The organism is Streptomyces sp. NPDC047515 (assembly GCF_040643055.1).
GTDB lineage: Bacteria > Actinomycetota > Actinomycetes > Streptomycetales > Streptomycetaceae > Streptomyces.
The window spans coordinates 1-21,143 of record NZ_JBEYTM010000051.1 but is presented as its reverse complement, the minus strand read 5'-3'; the positions used below and the strand labels follow the sequence as shown (position 1 = coordinate 21,143).

Below are 21,143 nucleotides of genomic sequence, written 5' to 3'. Positions count from 1 at the left end.
ACGCGCTGAACGCCAGGCCGCCGGCGGGTGGCCGGCCGCCGCACCTCGTGGACCCTCCGGACGGCCGCCCGTCGGCTGTGGGATGGGCCGGAGCACGCCCGGAAGAACGACGGCAGTGGACAAGGAGAGGCCACAGGGATGGGTACGGACTGGACTTGGAGCAATGTGCTCAAGACCTTCGCCGGCAGCGGTCAGAAGGTGACGGAGAGCTCCGAGGTCCTGTCGACCAACTGGTTCAGCCGGTTCGGGATCCATAAGGACGCTTCCCCCGAAGCAGACTTCGGCTCCATGTACGACGTCTGGTGGTCGTTCAATTACCAGTGGAGCGCTGGGCCCGCCTTCCGTACGACCTACCAATATGTCGTCGGCGTCAACATGGACTATGGCGTGGTCGATGCGGTAGGGGGAGCGCTGCATCGATTCATTCATGAGGTAGAGCAGATCCTCGTCCCCGTCGCCGGCACTGTCAAAGGGAATGACACCACCAGTCTGGGGAGTTTCGACGCCGCCTCCAACATGGCCCGCGGGATGGAGTGGCGGATCCAGGCGGCGATGGAGGAGATCGATCGCTGGGCCAAAGGGATCGATGTCCCGGATTCCAACTGGCAGGGAAGCGCGGCGGGGGTCTTCCGGGCGACCCTCAAGGGCGTGAGCAACGCGCTGGAACGGCTGCGGCTGGAAATGATCAACCCGCGGGACTTCACCGCTGACATCGACCACGTCCGCTTCCAACTGAAGACTTCGCTGGACGCCCTGCGCGGGATCCATACGAATTGGCTCAACGACAGGATGGCCGCTCCGGTCAACGCCACGCACGACGCCGTAATGGAGTACTTGCAAGGCGCTGAAATTGGACAGGATGCTGACTTGTATCCCGTGGTCAACACGGCCCACGGTGATCCGAAAACGCAGGAATTCTGGGACCTGGTCCAGCAGAGGGCCAAGGAGATGTGGCAAAACAACGTCTCGGAAAACCTGGACAAGCCGGCCAGTCTGGAGATGGGGTTCCTGGAAGGCGCGTACAGCAGCGCGACGAGCGCGATTCCACAGTCCCTGACACAGTTCCATCTGCGGATGCCCACCCCGCCAAGCCCGAAGCTTCCGCCGGGGACCGGGCAGACAGAAATCAAGACGCCGCCCGGATTGAAGCAGGACCAGTCGCCCGACATCAACGACCTCAAGCAGTCCCTGCTGCAGAAGGACGGTGGCGAGCTGGGCGACGGGACGTCCGGGAACGGCGGCGAGGGCGCGGGACCTGTGCCCCGTCTCGGGCCGATCAGCGGCGAGTCTGGAGGCGGCAGCCTCAAGAAGGCGATGGTCGCCGGCCCGCCCAGCGCTCACCAGTCACAGGGGCCTCTGGACAGCTCGAAGAAGATCGTCGGCCCGAACGGCGAGACGCTCACCGGCCCCGACAGCATGCCGATCATCGTCCCGCAGGGTGCGAAGATCAATTCGAACGGCACCGTGACCGGCCCGGACGGCAAGCTGCTCAAGGGTCCCAACGGCAAGCTGCTCAGCGTGCCGCGCGGCGCCCGCCTCGGCCCGTTGACCGAACCGACCGGCGGCACGCACCCCCCCAACCGGCTGTCGCAGAAGCTCCCCAGCGACTTCAAGTTGCCGTCGGCCAGCAAGGTCGGCGGCGGGGCAGGGGGCGGCGGGTTCGCGCCCTCCATGCCGAAGAAGATTTCCACGTCCAGCGGACCGACGGAGATCGGTGGCGGCGCGTTCGGCGAGCGCAACGCCCTCCGCAACATGGCCAGGAACAGCAACGGCGAACTCGTACCGACGCAGACCGGCATGAGCGCGCGGTCCCTGAAGGCGGGCGGGTCGCTGCCGCCGGGAGAGGCTCCCGTGATGGGGCGCACCAACGCCAGCGGTACACCGATGGTTCCGCCCATGTCCGGCGGAGGTATGGGCGGTGCCCAGGGGGGCGGCGGCGGTGACAGGCAGCGGCAGACCTGGCTGGACGAGGACGAAGGGGTTTGGGGCACCGACGAGGGGACGGCCCCGGGAGTGATCGGCCGATGAGCGTACGGGCGGCTCCCTACGCGAGCGGTGGCAGGCGTGAGAGTACCGACAAGGGTGCGGGCAACGTAGATGAAGGAGGCGGCGCTCGATGAGCTCCGGATACCAGGAGCAGCTCGACGAGATCATGGGACGGCTCGCCGAGCACAGTAACCGGCTGCTGGAGACCCAGCAGCGTCTCGCGAAGGAGACCGTGAAGGTCACCTCCAAGGACCGCTCGATAACGGTCGTCATGGGCACCCAGGCCAATGTGCGCGAGATCAAGTTCCACGACGACACCTACCGCTCCAAGGCCCCCGCGGAGCTGGGCCGGGCGCTGGTGGAACTGCTCGAACGGGCCAGGGCGGAGGCCGCCGAGAAGGTCAACGCGGCCGTCGCCCCGATGGCGGGTTTCGGCGAGGAGCTGCGGGGCTCGCTGATCGGCGGCACCGATCAGCACCGGATGATGAATGAGGTGCGGCAGAAGATGTGGCCGCAGGGCGGGCCGGGCGCGGGCCACGGTCGGCGCACCGCGGGTGAGGACGAGGGCGATGACTGACGAGATCAAGACGACGGACGACCTCAAGCGGCTGTTCGGCGAGTATCCGCAGATCGCCGATGTGATCGGGCAGCTCAGTGGGGACTTCGAGGTCATCAACAAACTGAATCTGACCGCCGGCGGCCACGACGACGAGGTCGCCGAGCAGTACAACGGTGTGGCGAAGATCGGTACGCAGACCTTGAACGACATCGTCAAGCTACTGAAGGACGTCACGGCCTCCACCGGCGACAGCGGCCAGGACGTGGTGAAGCTCTTCCAGGTGACCGAGGAGGACGCCAAGAAGATCGCGGCCGATTGGGGCGAGATGCGAGGGAAAGAGAAGGAATAAGTGGTGGATCGAGAACATCCCGCCTAGGGGTGAAGTAGTCCGTTCCGGGTGAATGAGTACTCATTCACCCGTTCTTTGGCATTCGTCGCCCCTTCTTTCCGCTATTCAGTGGTTCTCCTCCGTTCATTTCAAGCCTGCCGTGCCGCACAGTAAGGAAGGGACCAGCTATGGCCCTCATGCCCAGCCAGGACGTGATCAACGTCCTCAAGAACTTGGGCATGAAGTGGCCCCAGGCGAATGAGGACGAACTGCGGGAGGCCGCGGCCCACTACGGCAAGGCGGCGCGTGAATTCGAGGAGCTCCAGGAGCAGTTCATCCTGGTGGCCCGGCAGATCAGTGAGCAATTCAGCGGAGAGGCGGCCGATGCGTTCCTCTGGCGGGTGAACACGATCTGCTCGGGCGACGAGTCCTTTCTGAGCGCGGGGGCGGCCCAGGCGGACAAATTGGCCGAGAATGCGAACAATACCGCCACAGATGTCGAGCACACCAAGTGGTCGATCATCGCCCAGGCCGTGGCCCTCATCGCCCAGCTGGCCATCACCGCATTCCTCGGCTTTTTCTTCGGCCCGGCCGCCATGTTCGGCATGAGCTTCGAATACGCGCTGGTCCGCGAATTCATCAAGAACCTCCTCATCGCGCTCCTCAGATCCATCGCGATGCAAACCGCCATCGGCGCGGGCGTGGGCGCGGCAATGGACGCGATCGTCCAGAAGGTCCAGATCGACCAGGGGCACCGCAGCGAGATCGACACCAAGCTGCTGAGCCAGGCCACGGTGGCAGGTGCCATCGGAGGCGCCATCGCTGCTCCCTTCGACCTGATCGGCCTCGGCTTCGGCAAGTGGATCGGCAACCGCCTCGGCTTTGCGGTCAAGGGAGCCGTCACCGCGGACCTCACCAAGCTGTTCACCGGGGACGCGGGTCGGGTCCTGGCGAAGGATCTTGGCACGGGCTTGGGGAAGGATCTCGGCGCGGGCTTGGGGAAGGACCTTGGCACGGGCTTGGGGAAGGACCTTGGCACGGGCTTGGGGAAGGACCTTGGCACGGGCTTGGGGAAAGATCTCGGCGCAGGCGTGGGCAAGGACGTTGGCGCAGGGGCGGGGAAGGGAATCGCCACTGAGAGCTCCAGTCCGCTGTCGTTCCTGACTCGCGGTCAGCAGGAGGCGTTCGCCAAGGACTTCGGCTCCCTGCTGAGCAATACGCAGGCACAGTTCCTCGAGGGCTTCGGCCAGGGCGCAGGCAAGGGCAGCATCGCGCACGCCTTCACCGAGAAGACGGGCCAACTGTTCGAGAAGCACCTGGGAGAGACGCTGGCCAAGGGGGAGGCGTCCCAGTTCGGCAAGGAGTGGGCCGGCGCCGTCGTTGCGAAGTGGTCGGCCGGCGACATCGAGCGCATCGGGGTGAAGGAGGCCCTGGAGCCCATCGTCAGTAAGTACGAGAGCCAGCTTGGCGCGCAGGGCGTGAAGCTGTTCGCGCACGACGTCCCCGACGTGCTGAACGCCGCGCTGCGCGATCACCTGGGGGGCAGCCTGGGCTACCAGCTGTCTCAGTTCGGTACCGGCGTCGTGCTGGATGGCGTCAACAACACCCTCTCCGCCGGCGTCGTCACGACGATTTACGAGGGGAAGCCGTTCGAGTTCGACCTGCAGGCATTCGCGGGCGGCATGGCCATGGGCGCGGCCGGCCGCGGCCTGGGCGAGTTCGCCATGCCCGCGGCGCAGAAGTACCTCGTCACCCCGGCGGTCGACAGCGTCACCTCGGCCCTGAAGAACTTCAAGACCCCGCCCCCGGTCGACACCACCACGAACAATTCCGCGAGCCTGCTGTCGGACAAGCCTACGGCGGTGGGGTCGACCTCAGAGTCGCCCACCACCCCGACGACGCCGGTCGTGCAGACGACGAGCGCTACGGACACGGCGACGGGGCCCGCGGCCGGGACGGGGTCCGGGGCTGGGACCCATGTCCAGACACCATCCGCCACCGCTGGCAGTGTGCCCGCTCAGCGGGACACGGCGACGACCGGCGCCACCTCGTCCGCCAAGGGGCCGGTGGCCCCGCCGCCCGCGCCGACGAAGATCGTCACGGAGAGCGTGCAGCAGCGGGCGACGCCGGACTCCGCCGGCGGCAACAACGCGAAGAAGCCAGAGCACCTCACGGAAAGCGGCAACCCGCCTGCCCAGACGCCGGCCGAGGCCGTGACCACCACATCCGGCGACATGGAGACCGTCACCCATACCGGGGAAGCGCCGGTGACGTCGCAGGACGTCCCGCCGCCTGCCCCGCGGCCCGACCAGACGGTCACGGTCAGCAGCTCCGACGACCCCTCCCCGGTAGGCAGCGACCCCGTACCGCACGGTTCCGAGGACGCTTCCCCGGTCGGCACTGATTCGGTCGAGCACGGTTTCGAAGGGGTGTCCCCGGACGGCAACGGCGACTCTGCACCGCACGATTCCCAGAGCCTCACCGCACGCGACGCCGACCCGGCGCCCCCCTCCCCGTCCGAGCTGGTCGAGCGTATGGTGCGGGCACGGGACGAGCGGTCCACGGACGGCGGCGGGCAGGGCCGCGGTGAGCAGACCGCCGACCAGGAGCACTCGGCACACCACAACGACGACGTACCGCTGCGCCCGATGACCCAGCGCGAGCGCCAGGAGTGGGTCCAGCAGCAGGTGTTGGACGCCCGCGCCACCGAACGCGCACGGCTGGCCGCGGAGGCCGGCGACACGAACGACTCGCTGCCCGAGCCACAGATCGACGAGGCGGGCATCCGTAGCGAGGCCGAAACTTTCCTCCACGACCTGCACCAGGACCTGACCCCGCTGTTCGCCGTGTCGCCGGATGCGGAACAGTACTTCGCGCCGCCCCCGCCGTCGGCCGGTGCGGACGAGGCGAAGGCTGCCCAGTGGCACGGTGAGCAGGCCCGTATGGCGAACGAGCGGGACGCCGAACTCGCCGAGGCGCAGCGCGACGCGGACCGGCAGCGGGGCTTCGAGGAGCACTTCGACCAGTGGGGCGAGCGTCGCCTGACGGACGAAGCCCGGACGCGGTCCGAGGACGAGGTGCACGACGTGCTCGACTGGGCCGAGAACAACGGCCCCAGCGAGGAGGAGGCGCGGGCCCTGAGCAACTGGGCCCAGCACCGGCTCCTGGACGACGGCGGCGGCCTGCACAACCGGGTCGCCTCCCGGCTGCATGAGGCGGCGCACACCCAGGTCAAGCGCAGTGTGGAGGACTTCAACGGATCGGACCGGCTCGGCACCCGTGAGGGGATGGACGAGTTCCTGGACCGGCAGTGGGTCATCGAAAACGCTCTGGAACAGGTCGACCGCTGGGTCGGCGCGGCCTTCGAGCGCTGGAAGGGCAGCCTGAGCCCGGAACGGCGCGCCTGGCTGGACGAGACCCAGCCCGAGCCCTTGGGCGGGCGCTCGGACCGTGCCGACGGGGACGGGATGCGGGAAAGCGGATCGCGCCAGCAACCGCCCACCCGTGCCCAGCAGGCGTTGGAGCAGGCCCAGCACGCGTTCGACCGCCGGGCACGCGCCTCCTTGGAAGACCTCCTGCACGCCCACCCCGACGCATTGCGGGGCGGGCCGCAGCGCCTGATCGACGCGACAGCCCTGACCGTGGACGCCGAGATCTTCGGCCTGCACGAGGTGTTCGGGCGAGCGCGTACGGACGGCGCACTCGGTTCCGCCGACCCGGGGGCCCGGCAGGCCGACGCGCAGGCCCGCGACCTGGTGGTCGCGCTGCGTACGACGCTGCCCGAGCTGCACGAGATCTTCGACCATACGGTCCTGGACACCACGCGCCGCGAGCAGGCGCTGCACCACTTCGAGGCCACCGCCGACCAGCTTTCCATCGGCAGCTACGGTTCGCGCGGCGACCGGACCGAGCACGACGGCGCGCTGGTCCTGAGGGACGACCAGGAATCCCGGCTGTCCGTCGGCGGCCGGGCGCGGCTGCGGCGTCAGTGGCTGGAGGGGTTCGACCGGGACTACCGGGAGATCTTCGGCGAGCCCGGCAGCGCCGCGCGGCGGCACGGCGATCCGTCCGAGGCCGGGCGCCAGTGGGAGGAGCGCCACAGCACCCGAGAGCGCGAGCTGCCCGGCCACGTCGAGCTCCATATGGCGAAGGAAGGCGCAGCACGCGAGGCCGTCGACGCCGTGAAGGAGGCGGCGAACGGTGCCTGGAAGCAGGCGCTGGACGGCCTCGGCACGGCCTTCAGGGAGAAGTTCGGACTCCAAGCGGGGGACGAACTGAACGCGCGCGAGGCCACCATGCCCGCGCAGCGCACCGCGGCTTTCTCGCTCGGCAGCGAGATACACCGCAGGCTGGACGAATGGGCGCGCGGCGAGAACCGGAACACGGCCGAGGTCGAACGCATCATTGAGGAGTACACCGGCTCCGAGGCGGTGCAGCGCAAGGTCGCCATCGCGGTGGCCCGTGCGGCGGTGGAGAACGCGGCCAAGGCGGAAGCGTACGAACAACTGGCCGCTCACAAGGCGGAGTTCGCGCCGCAGGATGCGCGCGACCGGTTCGTGCAGGAGCACGCCGAGCGGGCCACGACCCTGTTCGACGAGCTGTTCGACAAGCGTCCCGCGCAGGGGGACGATTCTGCCGGTGCCGCAGTGGACGGCGTCGTGTCGGACGGTACCGCGTCGGAGGAGGCCGTACCGGAGAAGCCCGCGTCGGAGGAGGCCGTACCGGAGAAGCCCGCGTCGGAAGAGCCCGCGTCGGACGGTACCGCGTCGGAAGAGGCCGTATCGGAAGAGCCCGCGTCGGACGGTACCGCGTCGGAAGAGGCCGTATCGGAAGAGCCCGCGTCGGCTCTCGACCCACTGGTCGAGCAGTGGAGCGTCCGCCGGGCGCAGCTCAGCGAGGAGCTGCCGCTGCACCTGAATTTCGAGCTCGGCGCCACGAACGGGCTGGGCAAGTGGGCAGACGGCTTCCGCGACGCCGCGGCCGGACGAGGGGTGAGCAAGGACGACCTGACCCGCATCGGGTCGCATACGCGTGAGGAGTGGTTCCGGACGTACCGGGACCTGTGGGGGCCCGAGGGCACCGACGCCGAGCGCTGGCTGCGGCATGAGCAGGAGCACGGCGGCCGGTTCGACACCGAGTCGTCTTCGGCGGAGCAGGCCGGGGCAATGACCCCCGACGGCAACGACACGGATGCGATGCCGACGGGCCCGGAGTCCCCGCACGAGCCGCCGGAGGACCATGAGGGGGGCGTCTCCTCGGACCTCCACGACGACACCTCCGAGACTGTGCACGACGACGGCGTCGTGGATGAGTTGGGCCAGCGACTGGCGGCCCTGCGGCGGGAGACCGACAACTCCGGCCCCCAAGGGGATCCGCAGCATGAGGCCCGATCGCGCGAGCTGCACCCCGACGAGGAGATCCCCCCGCCGGGTTCGGACCGTCAACGGGTGTCCAATTCGGTCACGTTCGCCGACGGGGCGGGGCACGAGCGCACCACAGCCGTACGGGAACAGCGGACCGGGGGCGAACACGCCGCACGGGACGGGCAGTCCGCGCAGCAGCAGACGCTTCGCAGCACCCGGCAGCAGTACGTCCTCCGTGGTGACGGCACGTCGCTGACCGGCCCGGACGGCGAGTCCCACGCGCTCGGCGAGAGCACCGGGAACGGAAGCGCGGGCTTCCACCAGGCGCTTGGCCAGGCGCTGGAGTCCGTGCCCAAGCAGTGGCTGAAGGTGCCCGCGGCCCGAAACGACGGCAAGGTGCCGACGCTGCACGACACCATCGCCGATGCCGCGTCCGACGCTCTCCTGGACACCGTCACGCTCCCCGAAAGGGCGGTGATCGATGCGGAGTTGACTGCGGCGGGCATCAAGCTCGATGAACAGGCCCGCAGCCGGTTCGAGGAGCAGGGCAGGACCCCGCAGGCGCTCGACGCCGAGCAGCGACGGGCCCTGGTCCGTGCGGCCCTGCGTTCCGGTACGGACTGGGACGGCGCTATGGCCACGCTGGCCGCCAAGGCGGCGGCCGAGGCCCTGGACCTCCGGCTGACCGTGGTCCACAAGGACGGCAGCCACGAGAGCGCGGGCGATGTCCGGGCCCCCGAGGTGACGGTCCGCTACGCCGACGGGCAGTTCCAGAGCGCGTCGATCAGCCGGATCCGGCGCATCCTGCGCGCGGTCCAGGCGCTGGAGAGCGAGCGCACCCGTCTGTGGCGGGCGCACGGCCGCCCCGACCCGCAACCGATGGCCGGCAGTTGGTACCCGACGCTGCCCGCGAAGGAACCGACGGCCGCCACCACCACCGAGCCCACCGGCGCCAACGACTCCGCCACGCAAACCCCCGAGGGTACCTCCAAGGACGTCTCCGCCACGCCCCAGTCAGCCGCGCCGAGCAAGCCGCGCCCGCTCACTGCTGAGGAGCAGCGGCAGTGGCTGGAGTACGTCGTCGAACGCGAATGGCAGGAGCACTCCTTCGAAACGGAGCAGCTGGGCGAGCCGGTCGGCGACCGCAGGGCATGGGAGAAGGCGGCCGTCGACCGCAGCCTCGCCTATCTGCACACGCTTCAGCGCGATGTCGCGCTCGCCGACCGCGGGGAGGACGGCGCGCCGCCGGAGTCGGTGGCCGACGACAAGCTGACGCTGGATATCAGCCATCTCGACACCGACCGGCCCGTCCTGCTGGACCACGCGCCGGACAGCTTCGAGACCACGTACCAGCACGGCGCGAAGGACACCTTCGACGACGGCAGCACCCTGGAGCGCCACGCGAAGGCCACCGGCGGCACGCACGTGACCCTGCGCGGGCATGACCACGCCGCCCGCGTCATTGCCAACGGTCTGAAGGTCCACCCTTCCGACCATGGACGCCTGTACGACGCGATCGTGAACCTGATGACCGACCGCCCGGACGCGCTGCTCGCGCAGTCGCCCCGCGCCGCCGGCGGGGGCGGCTCGGCGCTGGGCGACGGCGAGTACCTCGGCTTCAAGGGCGCGGACGGCACGGTGCAGGTGGCCGCGCTCCGGGCCCTCAACTTCGGCCCGTACTCCCGCTACGAGGACTCGCTCAAGGTCAAGCAGAGCCAGCGCAGCGGCGAGAGGAGCGCCATAACGTTCGTCGAGTCCTCGAACGGGCAGCTCGGCGTGAGTTCGGGCTTTGCGCCAGGCTCCGGAGTGAGCGGCGTGTTCAGCGCCTCGGCTTCCGGCAGCTGGAACCAGGCCACCCACACCACCACCCACTCCTACACGTCACAGGAGACCCGCAGCGTCTCCGCCTCCGGCGACTCCCACACGTACGTCAACGACGTCCTCTACGACGTGCGGACCTACCGGCTGGACGAGCACGGTCGGCTGGTGTCCGGCGGGCCGGGCGAGACGGTGCAGTTCGCCGTGCGCGGCGGTTTCCAGTGGCGGGTCCCCGACGGAATGACGCAGAGGGAGTCGCCGGTCCCCTCCGGGCTCCCGAAGACGTTCACCATGCCGCGGGGCGAGTACCCGGACCTGGTGACCACCGACCGCCTCGCGCTGCCCCGCGATCTGATGACCTGGGCGCTGAGGGTGGCCGGTGAACACGGCGGGCTCACGCCGGACATGCCGGCGCTCGACCAGATCACGCACTTCTTCTCCCACCACGCCATGCAGGAACGTCTGGTGTCCACCATGCGCGGCTCGGTCCGCGTGGAGGACGTACTGGACGCGCACAACAACATCATCGGCTCGTTCGTCTACCGCGTCACGATCGATCACAGCAGCCCCGCGACCCTGATCCGGACGATCCACGACAGCGAGATCAAGGTCCAGAAGAACACCGCGATCGGCTTGGACCGCAGCAGGGCGCTGAACAAGCAGATCTCGCTCGCCGTCTCCGGCGGCCCCGCAGCGAACTTTGTCGTCCGCGGGCAGCTCGGCGGCACCGCCCAGATCAGTACCGGACGCACCGACTCCACCGCGGTCACTGACACGGGCCAGGCGCAGTACGGCCTGTCGAACAAGGCTCCCCAGGGGCTGTACGACGTGCCGCTGAAGATCCAGGTCGAGTTCCGGCCGGGCTATCGGCTCGCCGGGTTCGAGCCGCCGAACGAACTCAAGGACACACAGGCGGCGCTGAATCAGGAATTCTCCGCGGAGGTGTCGCTGCGCGTTCCCCGCGACGACGCGCGACAGTGGGCCGGCTGGGACCCGGGGTACAAGCTGAGCCAGCAGGACGCCTTCGCCGCGCCGGGCGCGCGGCAGGTGGGTGGCGGGCAGGCGTTGACGCCGGAGTTCGTCGAGCCGCACGTGCCGCGCGAACTGCTCGGCGACGTCCCGGTGATCACGGCGCTGCACAACGTGAGCTACGCCTCGGCCGTGGTCACCAGCGGCACGCCCAAGCCACGGGTGCCCCGGAGCTTGTCCCAGCGGGCATTGCAGGTGTTCCGTCACCGTGCCTCCGGCGGCGCGGAGCGCCGTACGTCCAGCACGTCTGCGCGCAATACGGTGCTGAGCCGTGGGAAGGGCTACGTCAGGCCAAGGCTGAGCATCCGGCGGACGATGACGGAAACGGGCGAGTTCTCCCGAGCCTCGGACTCGCCGTCGCCAGAGCCGCAGGAGCAGCCGACCGGGGCGTTGTCGCTGCCGACGTCGCCGACCGCTCTCCAGGTCCGGTTCGCTGACGAGTTGGCCGGATTGCCGCTCGCCGTCAGCCGGTCGGGCGATGCCCGGCCGGTGCCCCACCAGATCTTTGACAACACTGTCGAGGCGCTGACCAACCACCCCGACTTCGCCGTGAAAGCCATGGTCGACGCCAGGGCTTCGAGGTTCCGCCAGGTGCGGCACAACGTGGCGTACTCCGTCAGCAAGGCCGTGTACCGCATGCAGCGGGCGGCCGGATTCGAGGCGTCGCCGCCGCGGCAACCCACCCCCGTCGCCTCTGAGCGCCGGATCCTGCGAAACAGGAAGCGCCTGGAGGTCCACCAGTCCTCCACCCGGCTGGAGACCCAGTTCACCAAGCTCATCACCGGCTCCGGCCGGGGCCGGGCCGCCGGCTCCGGCCGGGTGCACGGTGACACGGTCGTCGAGCAGGCCACCGGTACGACCGTGGTGCTCAGCCGCACGCTCGGGTTCCGCCGTGGCGAGGTCCCGGTCATCACCCGCCTGGAACTCTCCGACCGAAGGTACGAGGGGCTGCGCAAGAACACCGCGACCGGCGGCGGGCTGTCCGGCGGCCGCGACGTCGCCACCGGCACCGAAGTGCAGCAAGGCTGGCAGGCGAGCCTCGGGGCCCAGGCCGGCATCAATCGGGTCGTCGCCCCCAACGTGGTCATGGGCGGCGTCACCGGCGCGCTCGGCACAACGCACACGCGGAAGACCGAGACCGGTGTGGCGACGGGCAGTGAGCATGCCCTGGCAGCCGGCCCGCGTACCCACGTCTACTCCTATGACGCCCGGTTCACGGTCGAGGCGTCCCACCATGTGGTGCCCAGGAAGTGGGTACGCCTGCTCACCGGCAACGCCTTCGGCCAGAAGTCGCGCAAGGTCAACCTGGGCGACGGGCCGGACGGCAGGCTCGTCATCGAGGGCCGGGTGTACGTATGGCATCCCGACGCCCTGATGCCGTCGAACGTGCGGCTGCCGCACCGCGTACCCGATGTCGTCCCCACGCCGGACGACGCCGCACAGCAGACGTCCGGGTCCGCCACCGACGCGCTCTGGGTGCCCCCGGGACACGCGGAGGCGCTGTTGTCCCCCGCGGAAGCTCAGGCGCTGACCAGGCAGCGGTTCCACCAGGACTGGCAGGACGTCTTCCACGCCCAGGCGCGGGTCGGACACGGATTCCATGTCGCGGACCTCTCACGAGACGTGCTCGGGCGGCTGTCCAAGGGCCTGGCGACCGCCCTGGCCACCCGCGGCACGCAGGAGTACCAGCACATCGATCTGCTGTTCGCCACCGGTCAGCTGGAATCGCAGTTCGACGCCGCGGCACAGGGCGGCCGCGCCGTGGACATGCTGTTCTTCCGCGACCGCGCGTTCCGCCACGAAGCGGCGCTCCTCTTCGAGGTACGGCCGCGTGGCCTGAAAGTCGTCGACATCGTCGACGAGGGGCTGACCGTCAAGCACCGCCTGCCCAGCACGCTGAGCATCGGCAGCGGTACGTCCACCATCCGCACCCGTGCCCTGCAGGCAGAGCTGACCATTGGCACTGCCCTCCACGCGGGGGAGCCCGGGCAGATCCAGGTGTCCCAAGGGTGGGGCGCGCTGTGGTCACTGATGAACCGCAGCCGCAGCGAAAGCCCGTCGCAGTCCCTCTCCCTCGGCGCCTCGGTCACGCAAGGCCGCACGGGGCGCAAGGTCAGGACCACGTTCGACGAGATCACCTACCTCGTCACGGGCCACGCCAGGTCGCTGCGGTGGCTCGCCCCGGAGCACACCGCACACGGTGGGGTCACGGTGAAGGGCGGCCAGGAGATGATCCTGGACTGGACCGACGCGCGCCGCCTGAACCTGGTGACCAACGGACTGGAGGAACTGTCCGCCCCCGGCCCGTGGCTGCCGCCCCAGGGACTGTCCTCCTTCCTCTCCGTGCAGGGGATGCTCGACGTCGAGCCCGCGCTGCGCGTGTTCGCCCAGCAGTTGCGTGCCCTGTCGGACGGCGTGCTGCCGGACACCAGCATCCAGGACCTCGGCGCGCTGAGCACGCAACTGCACATCCTCATGACCCCGGACGCCCTGAACAGCGGGCTGCACTATCAACTGCTGCGCGAGGGCCTGCCGCTGAACCACAACGGGAAGGGCTGGTTCAGCTCCTCGGGCGAGGTGCGGGTGCGGCTCGTACCCGGCAACGGCCAGTACCGGGGGATGCGAGGGAACGTCTCGGTCGACGAGGAACGCTCGGTCACCGTGACCCAGCAGCGTTCCGTCACCGAGAGCAGCACCCGAACCTTCGGCGTGAACACCGCGCAGACCGTCATGACCCACGCCAACGCCGCGGACGGCAAGCCGCCGTCCGGGACCGTCGGTGTGGGCGTGCCGATCACCGTGACGACGACCGCCACCACGAGCCGGAACCTGACCGTGTTCGAGACGATCACCACCTCACACGAGCTGTCGGTGTCCGGGCTCTTCGCGGACTTCGGCGTGCCGTACCAGCTGGAGCTGACCTACATCCGGCCCAACGGGCAGGTCGTGCAGGTACGGGAAGACGTCGGCACGTTGACCCAACTGCATCCGGAGGTGCTGCTGACGTCGGGGCAGAGCGGCAGGGACACCCAGGAGGGACGAAGCGAGCAGCCCACCTCCGATTCCGTCTCCGCGCCTGCAGAGACGGCCGTGCCCCAGCCGCCCGCGGAGTTCGAACCGCTGGACACCTGGCGGGAACAACGCCACGCCGTCACCGCGGCGCTCTGCGACCCGAACGTGGTCTTCTTCGACGTGGCCGGAGCGAAGGAGCTGAAGAACCACGTCACCAAGGCGCTCGATCACGCGGCAGAGGAGACGACGACAGCGGCCATGCTGCCGTCGGACGGGGACGACGCCGACACCACGGCGAACACGCTCGACAGCACGGCCACCACAACCGCCGGCACTGCCGTCGGCGGCAGCTCCCTCACCCGCCCCGGAACCCCGGCGGCCCAGCAGCTCTCCCAGCAGAACACCTCCCGTGTGGTGCGCGAGACGCTGGAACAGGCGCTGAGCGAGCACGGGTACCAGCAGCCGCCGATCCATGACGACTCCGCCCTCGGGGCCATGTCCGGCGCGGTCACCGTGTACGCGCGGGCCGGCTTGGACCGCGCACAACTTCTCGGCCTGCTGGACGATGTGTCGCTGACCAAGGAAAAGCGCGTCACGAACACGGTTCAGCAGTCCGAAGGCTCCAACGTCAGCGCCGGATACACCGGTGGCGCCTACCCCACGTACTCCGTCACGCCCTCCATTGGCAATATGACCAACCGCGGCACCATGGCGCTCGCGCAGAGCGGCGACGCCGCAAACGCGCAGAGCGCAGCCGCCCATTCGGCCAGCCAGGCCGTTTCCGGTGACCCGGAACGGCTGGCCCTGTTCCGCGTTCCGCTGGACTGGCGCGTCGAAGCCCAGGTCACCAAGCACTGGCTGAAGACCGGCACGGACGCGCTGCGCCATGCGGCGGGGCTCCTCTCGAGGGGCGGGGGCAAGGCGAGCGACCAGGGTCCGCAGGAGCAGATGCATTCCACGGCCAAGGGCTCGACCACGGCCCAGTTCAGCTCGCCGGATGGCGTGCTGGTGGGGATTCCCGAGAGCGTGGCCCGCGCACACGGTCTGCTCGACGACACCACCCTGCCGCAGGCGGTCACCGAGGCCTACGACCACGTCAAGGACCTGCGCAAGAAGATCGGCGAGACGGGGAAGGAGCACGAGGCCGCCGCGATCCGGGTCGAACGCCGCTACGAAGAGCTGTACGAGATCATCCGCGAGGCCGATCGGGCGCGCCGCACGTCCGGTGACGATGAATCCGGCCCGCACCGTACGCCGGAGCAGCTCGCCGAGAGCTACCGGAGTGCGGAACGACGGCTGATCGAGCAGGAGATCGAGCGGGTCGGCCTGCTCGCCGAGCACCGGCGGCTCCTGGAGGAGCTGCGCGAGGCCAAGACCAGTGCCCAGGAGCAACTGGACTGGTACCAGCAGGCCCCTGACGAGCGCGACGAATCCACCAAGCCGACGCCCTACGAGCCGGACGGGGAAAAGAAGGCCGACGGGGACGAGAACAAGCCCGCCCTGCGGCGTCCCCTGGCCGATCCGGACGCCTCGGTGGACGAGTTCCTCGCGGGCGCCGACCGTGACCCGGTACCGCTGCCGTACCAGGACGACCGCGTCACGGGACTGGTGTCGCGGGCCGAGTCGGACGGCGGCATCTGGCTGGGCGGCGCCGTACCGCCGCGTCATGCCGCGCTGCGCGAGCAGCTCAAGATCCGGGCGCTGGACGAGGCGCTGCGGGAGAAGAAGCAGGAACTGCTCACCGCGCAGGACGCGAACAAGCACCAGGACGGCCGGGACGCCCAGGAGATCCAGGACCTCATCGCCCTGCGCCGCGCGGAGCTCGCGTACCTGCGGCGCGCCCGCGCAGAGGCCGCGACCGCGGCGGATCGCATCGACGCCGCCGTGGCCCAGAAGGAGCACGCGGCGAAGGAAGCCGCCGCCCGGGCGCGGCGGCACCCGCAGTTCGAGGAGGCGCAGAAGCAGGCCGAACTGCTGGCGGACGAAGTGGCGCGGCTGCACAGTGGCGCGCCGGTGCGGACCACGGACGACCTGCCCCGCCGCAGGAACGACGCGCAGGCCAGGCTGCGGGAGGCCCAGCAGCGGCTCGCCGCCGCGCAGGAGAACTCCGACGGCCCGCAGGCCCTCCCGCACCTGGAGGAACTCCTCGTGCGGGAGGCCGCGGCCGATATCGAGGACCTCAGGCGGACCGCCGCCGTCGAGCAGGCCGCGCTGGAGTTCGCGCAGGGCCTCAAGCCGTCCGCGTTCCCCGAACCGCCGCTGACCAAGAACCGGGGCGAGGCCGAGCGCCGCGCCCTGGAGTACCTCGACATCCTCGACCGGCCCGTGCAGTTCGAGGCCGGCGAGGACACCGGCAACGGGCCCGCGACGTACACGGACGTCGACGGAACCGTGTACGACGTGCTGGATCCGCACGACACCATCACTCCCGAGAACACCAAGGGCGAGGGCCTGCCACTCGCCCTGAACGCCGGCCTGCTCGACCTCAGGAGCGCCGGCGCGCCGTTGGCGGTGCTCCCGCACGTGGGCCTGCCCGCCGATGTCGCGCCGCAGCTTCGTCAGGCGCTGGCCGCGCGGCTGCGTGAGGACGGTGCCAACGCTGCGTCGTGGTTGCACTCCAGCGTCGAGGCCGGGAACACCTGGCTGCAACCGGAGCCGGGCCGGGACGTCTTCACGACGGAGGACCTGGTGGCGTCCGGGCTCGCCGACCGGATGGAGGAGGAGCACCGGGCCGAGTTCCGGCAGGACGGCGTGCTGCACTCCAACGTCCCGATGTCGCACGAGATCCGCGTCGAGCTGCTCGCCCGCCGGCTGGAACAGCCGGACAAGCTGCGGCTGCCCGGCGACGACCCGGCCGAGCACGACTACGACGACCTGTATCTCGTACCGACGCTCTTCGCCCGGGCGTACGGCGTCGAGGTGCACGTCGTACGCCCCGGGGTCGGCGTGGAGATCTTCCACCCGGGCGGCCCCGACGGGCCGCGTGTGCCGGGCACGCCGAAGGTCACGGTGGTGGTCGAGGATCAGACGGTCAAGGCACTGATCCCGCGGCGGGGTACGGCCGTGGGCAACGAGTCCGAGCCGTCGTCCGCCGCATCCCCGTCCAGTTCTCTTTCCTCCGGTATGTCGCCCTCCGAGGGTGACCTGTCGTCCACGCAGGACCAGCCGGCGAAGCAGGAAGGGGAAAGCCGGCCACAGCAGGACCAGCAGCGGGAGCAGGAACATCAGCTCCGGCTGCGGCAGGAAGAGCCTCTGCCGCAGCGGACGCCGCAGCAAGAGCGTCCGCCGCAGCAGGAGCCGCAGCAGCCGCTCATGTTCCCGCGGCCCCGGCAGGGCGAGGAGATCGAGGTTCCCCGGGACGGCTGGTGTCAGATCTCCTCCCTGATCGTCGGCGCGCCCGAGCACGTACGACAGCAGCTCGGCCTGCCTGACGACGACCCGGTGACCCACCTGTTGAGCGACTCTCACGCGCTGCGCAGCACCGTGAGGAACCTCGCACTGGGACAGCGCGACCCCAACGGCGCGGTGTTCCGCGAGGCGGTCGGCCTTGCGCACCGGCACGTGCTGGAATTCCTCGGCGACCGTGTGGAGGGAGTGCCGCAGGCGTTCCTGGAGCGCGTCCGGACGTACCGCACCAGGACGGTCGACCCGGATCAGGCGCCCGACAGGGACGATCTGCTCCAGGTGCTCCACGGACGCATCACCACCGAGGAGCTCGTGGCTCTGCGCGAGTCGTGGCTCAGTTGGCGTGCCAAGGGACTGAGGCCGAACCCGCAGTCCGAGGACGCGCTGCTCACGGCGCGTGCCGTGGCGGAGGCGGAGTTCCCGCTCGCCGGTGGCACGAGCCTGGCGGAACGGCTCGCGAACGTGGACCACGACATCCTGGGGTCTGTGGTGGACCACTCCTGGTCCCACACCTCCCGGTGGACCCCCCAGGAGTTCGCCACCCTGCGCGAGACGGCAGAGCATTGGGCGGAGCGGTTCGCCGACGGGTACGGCGACGTGCTCCCGCACCTGCTGGCCGAGGCGTTCGGCGTGCAGATCTTCGTCAAGCGTCCGTCGGCCGCCACATTCGACGAGCCCATCATCGGACCGCCGTCGCAGACGTCCGTGATCTTCCAGTACGACGGACGCCTCCACTACAACGGCGACGACGGCGGCATCGACGCTCGCGCCCGCACCGGCCGCGCCGAGGGCGGGGAGCAGGACGTCCACACCCAGCAGCAGGAGCAGCGGCAGGGGAAGGAGCAGGAGGCCGACGCCGAGCAGTCGGAGGAGACCCGTACCGAGCAGCCGGGGGCAGAGGACGAAGTCGCGCTCGTGCTCGCCGGTCTGAGCCCTCAGCCAGAGCCGTCGGTGGACTCGACCCCGTCGACGCCGACGGACGAGTCCGTGTCCTCGTTCGACAAACACATTGCCGCACAAAAAGAGGCACTGTCCCACCCGGAGAGCCTGGATCTGGAGCGGTCCCCGCTGGACCGTCTGGTCGACCGGCTGCAGCAGTCGCAGACGCTGCAGCGGTCCCCGCTGGACCGTCTGGTCGACCGGCTGCAGCAGCAGTCGCAGACGCTGCAGCTGGGTTCCGGTGTGCTGCGGTGGCCGCCGGTCATAGGTACGGACGGTGAGTCCGTCCGCCGCCGGGAACTCCAAGCCCAGGCCGCGGACGCGGTGGGCCGGGCGATGCTGACTTCCGGACGCGATGCCGCCGAACGGCTGGCCGCGCAGCTGTCGCGGGAAGCCCGGGACAACGGTGAGCATTGGATCGGCACGGAGACCCAGCGGCTGGCCCGCACATCGGGTGGCGCCGATCGGTTCCTGAATTCGGGCTCGGGCTCGGGCTCTGCGTCGGGCTCGGGATCGGGCTCGGGCTCCGCGTCGGGCTCGGGATCGGGCTCGGGATCGGGATCGGGATCTGCGTCGGGCTCGTCCGTCGACGCTGCGGTGGTCTGGGAGAACGCTGACCTCCTCGGCGTTGACCTCGAAGTGGCGCGGGTCTTCGTCGAGCGCTCGTTGCCGGAGGGTGTGGACGTCACCGGAGTGATGGGGTGGGCGCACCACTGGGAGCTTGATGCGGAGCAGGCCGCGACGCTGGTGACGCACGTTCAGGAGCTGGGGCGCTTCCCCGAAGAGGTCGTTGGCCTGACCGAGGCCTTGGACCTTGGCCCCAACCAGGTCTTCGAGCTGGCGCGACGGATGAATGTGTCGCTGGAGCATCTGGTCACGGTGTCAGGCGAGCTGTCGGAGCTGATGGAGGCGGGATTCGCCCCGGAGGACCACGGATGGTTCGCGGGATCCGGGGTGCAGCTGCGCGCGCAGGACCTTGTCGATTTCCGGCGTTACGTGCTGGCACGCCAGTTTGATTTGAAGGGGCTGCGGACCGGTGCGCCGGACGCCCGTCTGCTGGTCGGGGAGTGGCTGACCGAACGGAGCCGGGCAGTCGATGAGGCGGGTGAGGCGTTCGGGGAGCACCAGGCGCGGGCTGAGGCCCTGATGTCCGACGAGCTCAGGGGGCCGACGCTGGAGGCGGCCGCGCAGCGGCTGCGGGATGCCTCGGGTGAGCTGTCGTTCCTGCAGGACTCACACCTGGCGCTGTTGTTCCCGCAGGACATTGCCACGCTGTATGGGGAGCGCTGGAGGGCGGGTCTGCAGGACAACGCGGGATGGGAGGTGCCGGAGCGCTGGGTTGAGTTCATGAGGTCGCAGTTCGATGTGCTCGGGCTGCGTACCGCTGAGGACTGGGCGGCTTTCGCCCGCCTGATCAAGGCCTGCCCGGAGCTCTTCGCCACCGGGCAGGGTCAGGAGGCTTCGGGTTCGCAGACTGCGTCCGATCCGGGTCTTGGTTCGGCTCGTTACCTGCCTCTCAATGAGTTCCTGAGGAACGTCTACCGGTTCGACCTGGTGGCGCTGAGCGGCGAGCCCGTGTGGGCCGGGGTGATGAACCGCCTCTTCGCGGAGATGGCGGAGCTGCCCGGGCTGCGCAGCGACCCGCGCGCACTCCAAGACCTCCAATTGCACCTCCTCGCGGAGGTGAACGAGACCGCGCAGCCGGAGCGCCTTGAATGGGTGGATCGCCAGGACCGACGCACCGTACGGCGCTGGTTGAGTTATGAGCTCGCGGCCCGGCCGTTGGGGCCGGTGGTGCGTGAGTGGGCGCTGGCGTATGCGGAGCGTCAGGGTGCCCCTGATGACTCTGGGACGTACATGGACAGCGCGCCTCGTGTACGGGCCGCGCTGGACGGGCTGGACGTGCTGCCTGACTTCTCGGAACATGATGCCGAGGCCGGGCAGCTCCCGTCCCATGCGTCGGTGCAGTCTGCACCGCTGCTGGAGCCGGAGTCAGAGTCGCTGTTGGGGTCGGAGCTGAGTGGTCCGCCGCCGGCTTATCCGGGGCCCGTTCGTGTTCCTGCTTCGGCGGGTGTGCGGGACTGGGCGGTTCGTGCGTGGGGGGTTGAGGGGGCGCGGGTCGAGGGGTTCAGTGCCCACGAGATCGTGGCCCTGGAGGCGTTGCGGCAGCGGCTGGGCGTTCGGCAGATGGAGAACCTGCTGAGTGTGGTGGATGGGATGGGGGAGGTGCCGTCGGTCGACGCGCTGGAGGAGGCCGCGGTCGTCCTGGAGCTCAGGAATGTCAAGGACCTGTACCGGGTGCTGAAGCGTTTTCCGGTCCGGCTGGATGAGCTGCGCCGGCTGGCCTGGTTGGACCTGCTGGCCGGGCAGAGTGTGCTGGCCGATGTGTTCCGGCCGCTCAACGGTGCGGGGGCGCTGGGGCGTGACCGTGTGGTCGAGCGGGTCGCGAACCGTTTGCGTGACCTGGTGCAGAACGCGCCGCAGGAGTCTGTCGGTTGGCCGCGTTCCGGTGTCGATGCGGCGATCGGCTCGCAGGAGCCGGGGCTGTCACGCGGGTCCGGGCCCATCGATGGGACCGGTCTGTCCAGCGAGTCGGGTCAGGTGTCCGGGGCAGAGGCGGGTGGCTCCTCGTCGGTTCCGTCCCAGCACGTGCGGTCGGCAGGGGACGCGGATGTCGAGCAGGTGCTGAGCGGGTTGGCGGGGG

The 21,143-nt window shown here is 69.7% G+C and carries 3 protein-coding genes and 1 pseudogene; all 4 read left to right on the top strand.

Translation table 11 applies throughout. From position 1 onward, the window contains the following. Nucleotides 1–138 precede the first annotated feature (138 nt). Complete coding sequence (locus ABZ826_RS30725) at nt 139–2,028, top strand: hypothetical protein (RefSeq protein WP_361455449.1); 1,890 nt, start codon at nt 139–141, stop codon at nt 2,026–2,028. An 88-nt stretch (nt 2,029–2,116) separates the two neighbouring features. Then, nucleotides 2,117–2,563, top strand: coding sequence for a YbaB/EbfC family nucleoid-associated protein (locus ABZ826_RS30720; RefSeq protein ID WP_361455446.1), 447 nt, complete (start codon nt 2,117–2,119; stop codon nt 2,561–2,563). Then, nucleotides 2,556–2,894, top strand: coding sequence for a hypothetical protein (locus tag ABZ826_RS30715; protein ID WP_361455443.1), 339 nt, complete (start codon nt 2,556–2,558; stop codon nt 2,892–2,894). The genes ABZ826_RS30720 and ABZ826_RS30715 overlap by 8 nt, the downstream gene beginning before the upstream one ends. A gap of 167 nt (nt 2,895–3,061) precedes the next feature. After that, a pseudogene (locus ABZ826_RS30710) lies at nt 3,062–21,143 on the top strand (hypothetical protein); the annotation flags it as partial.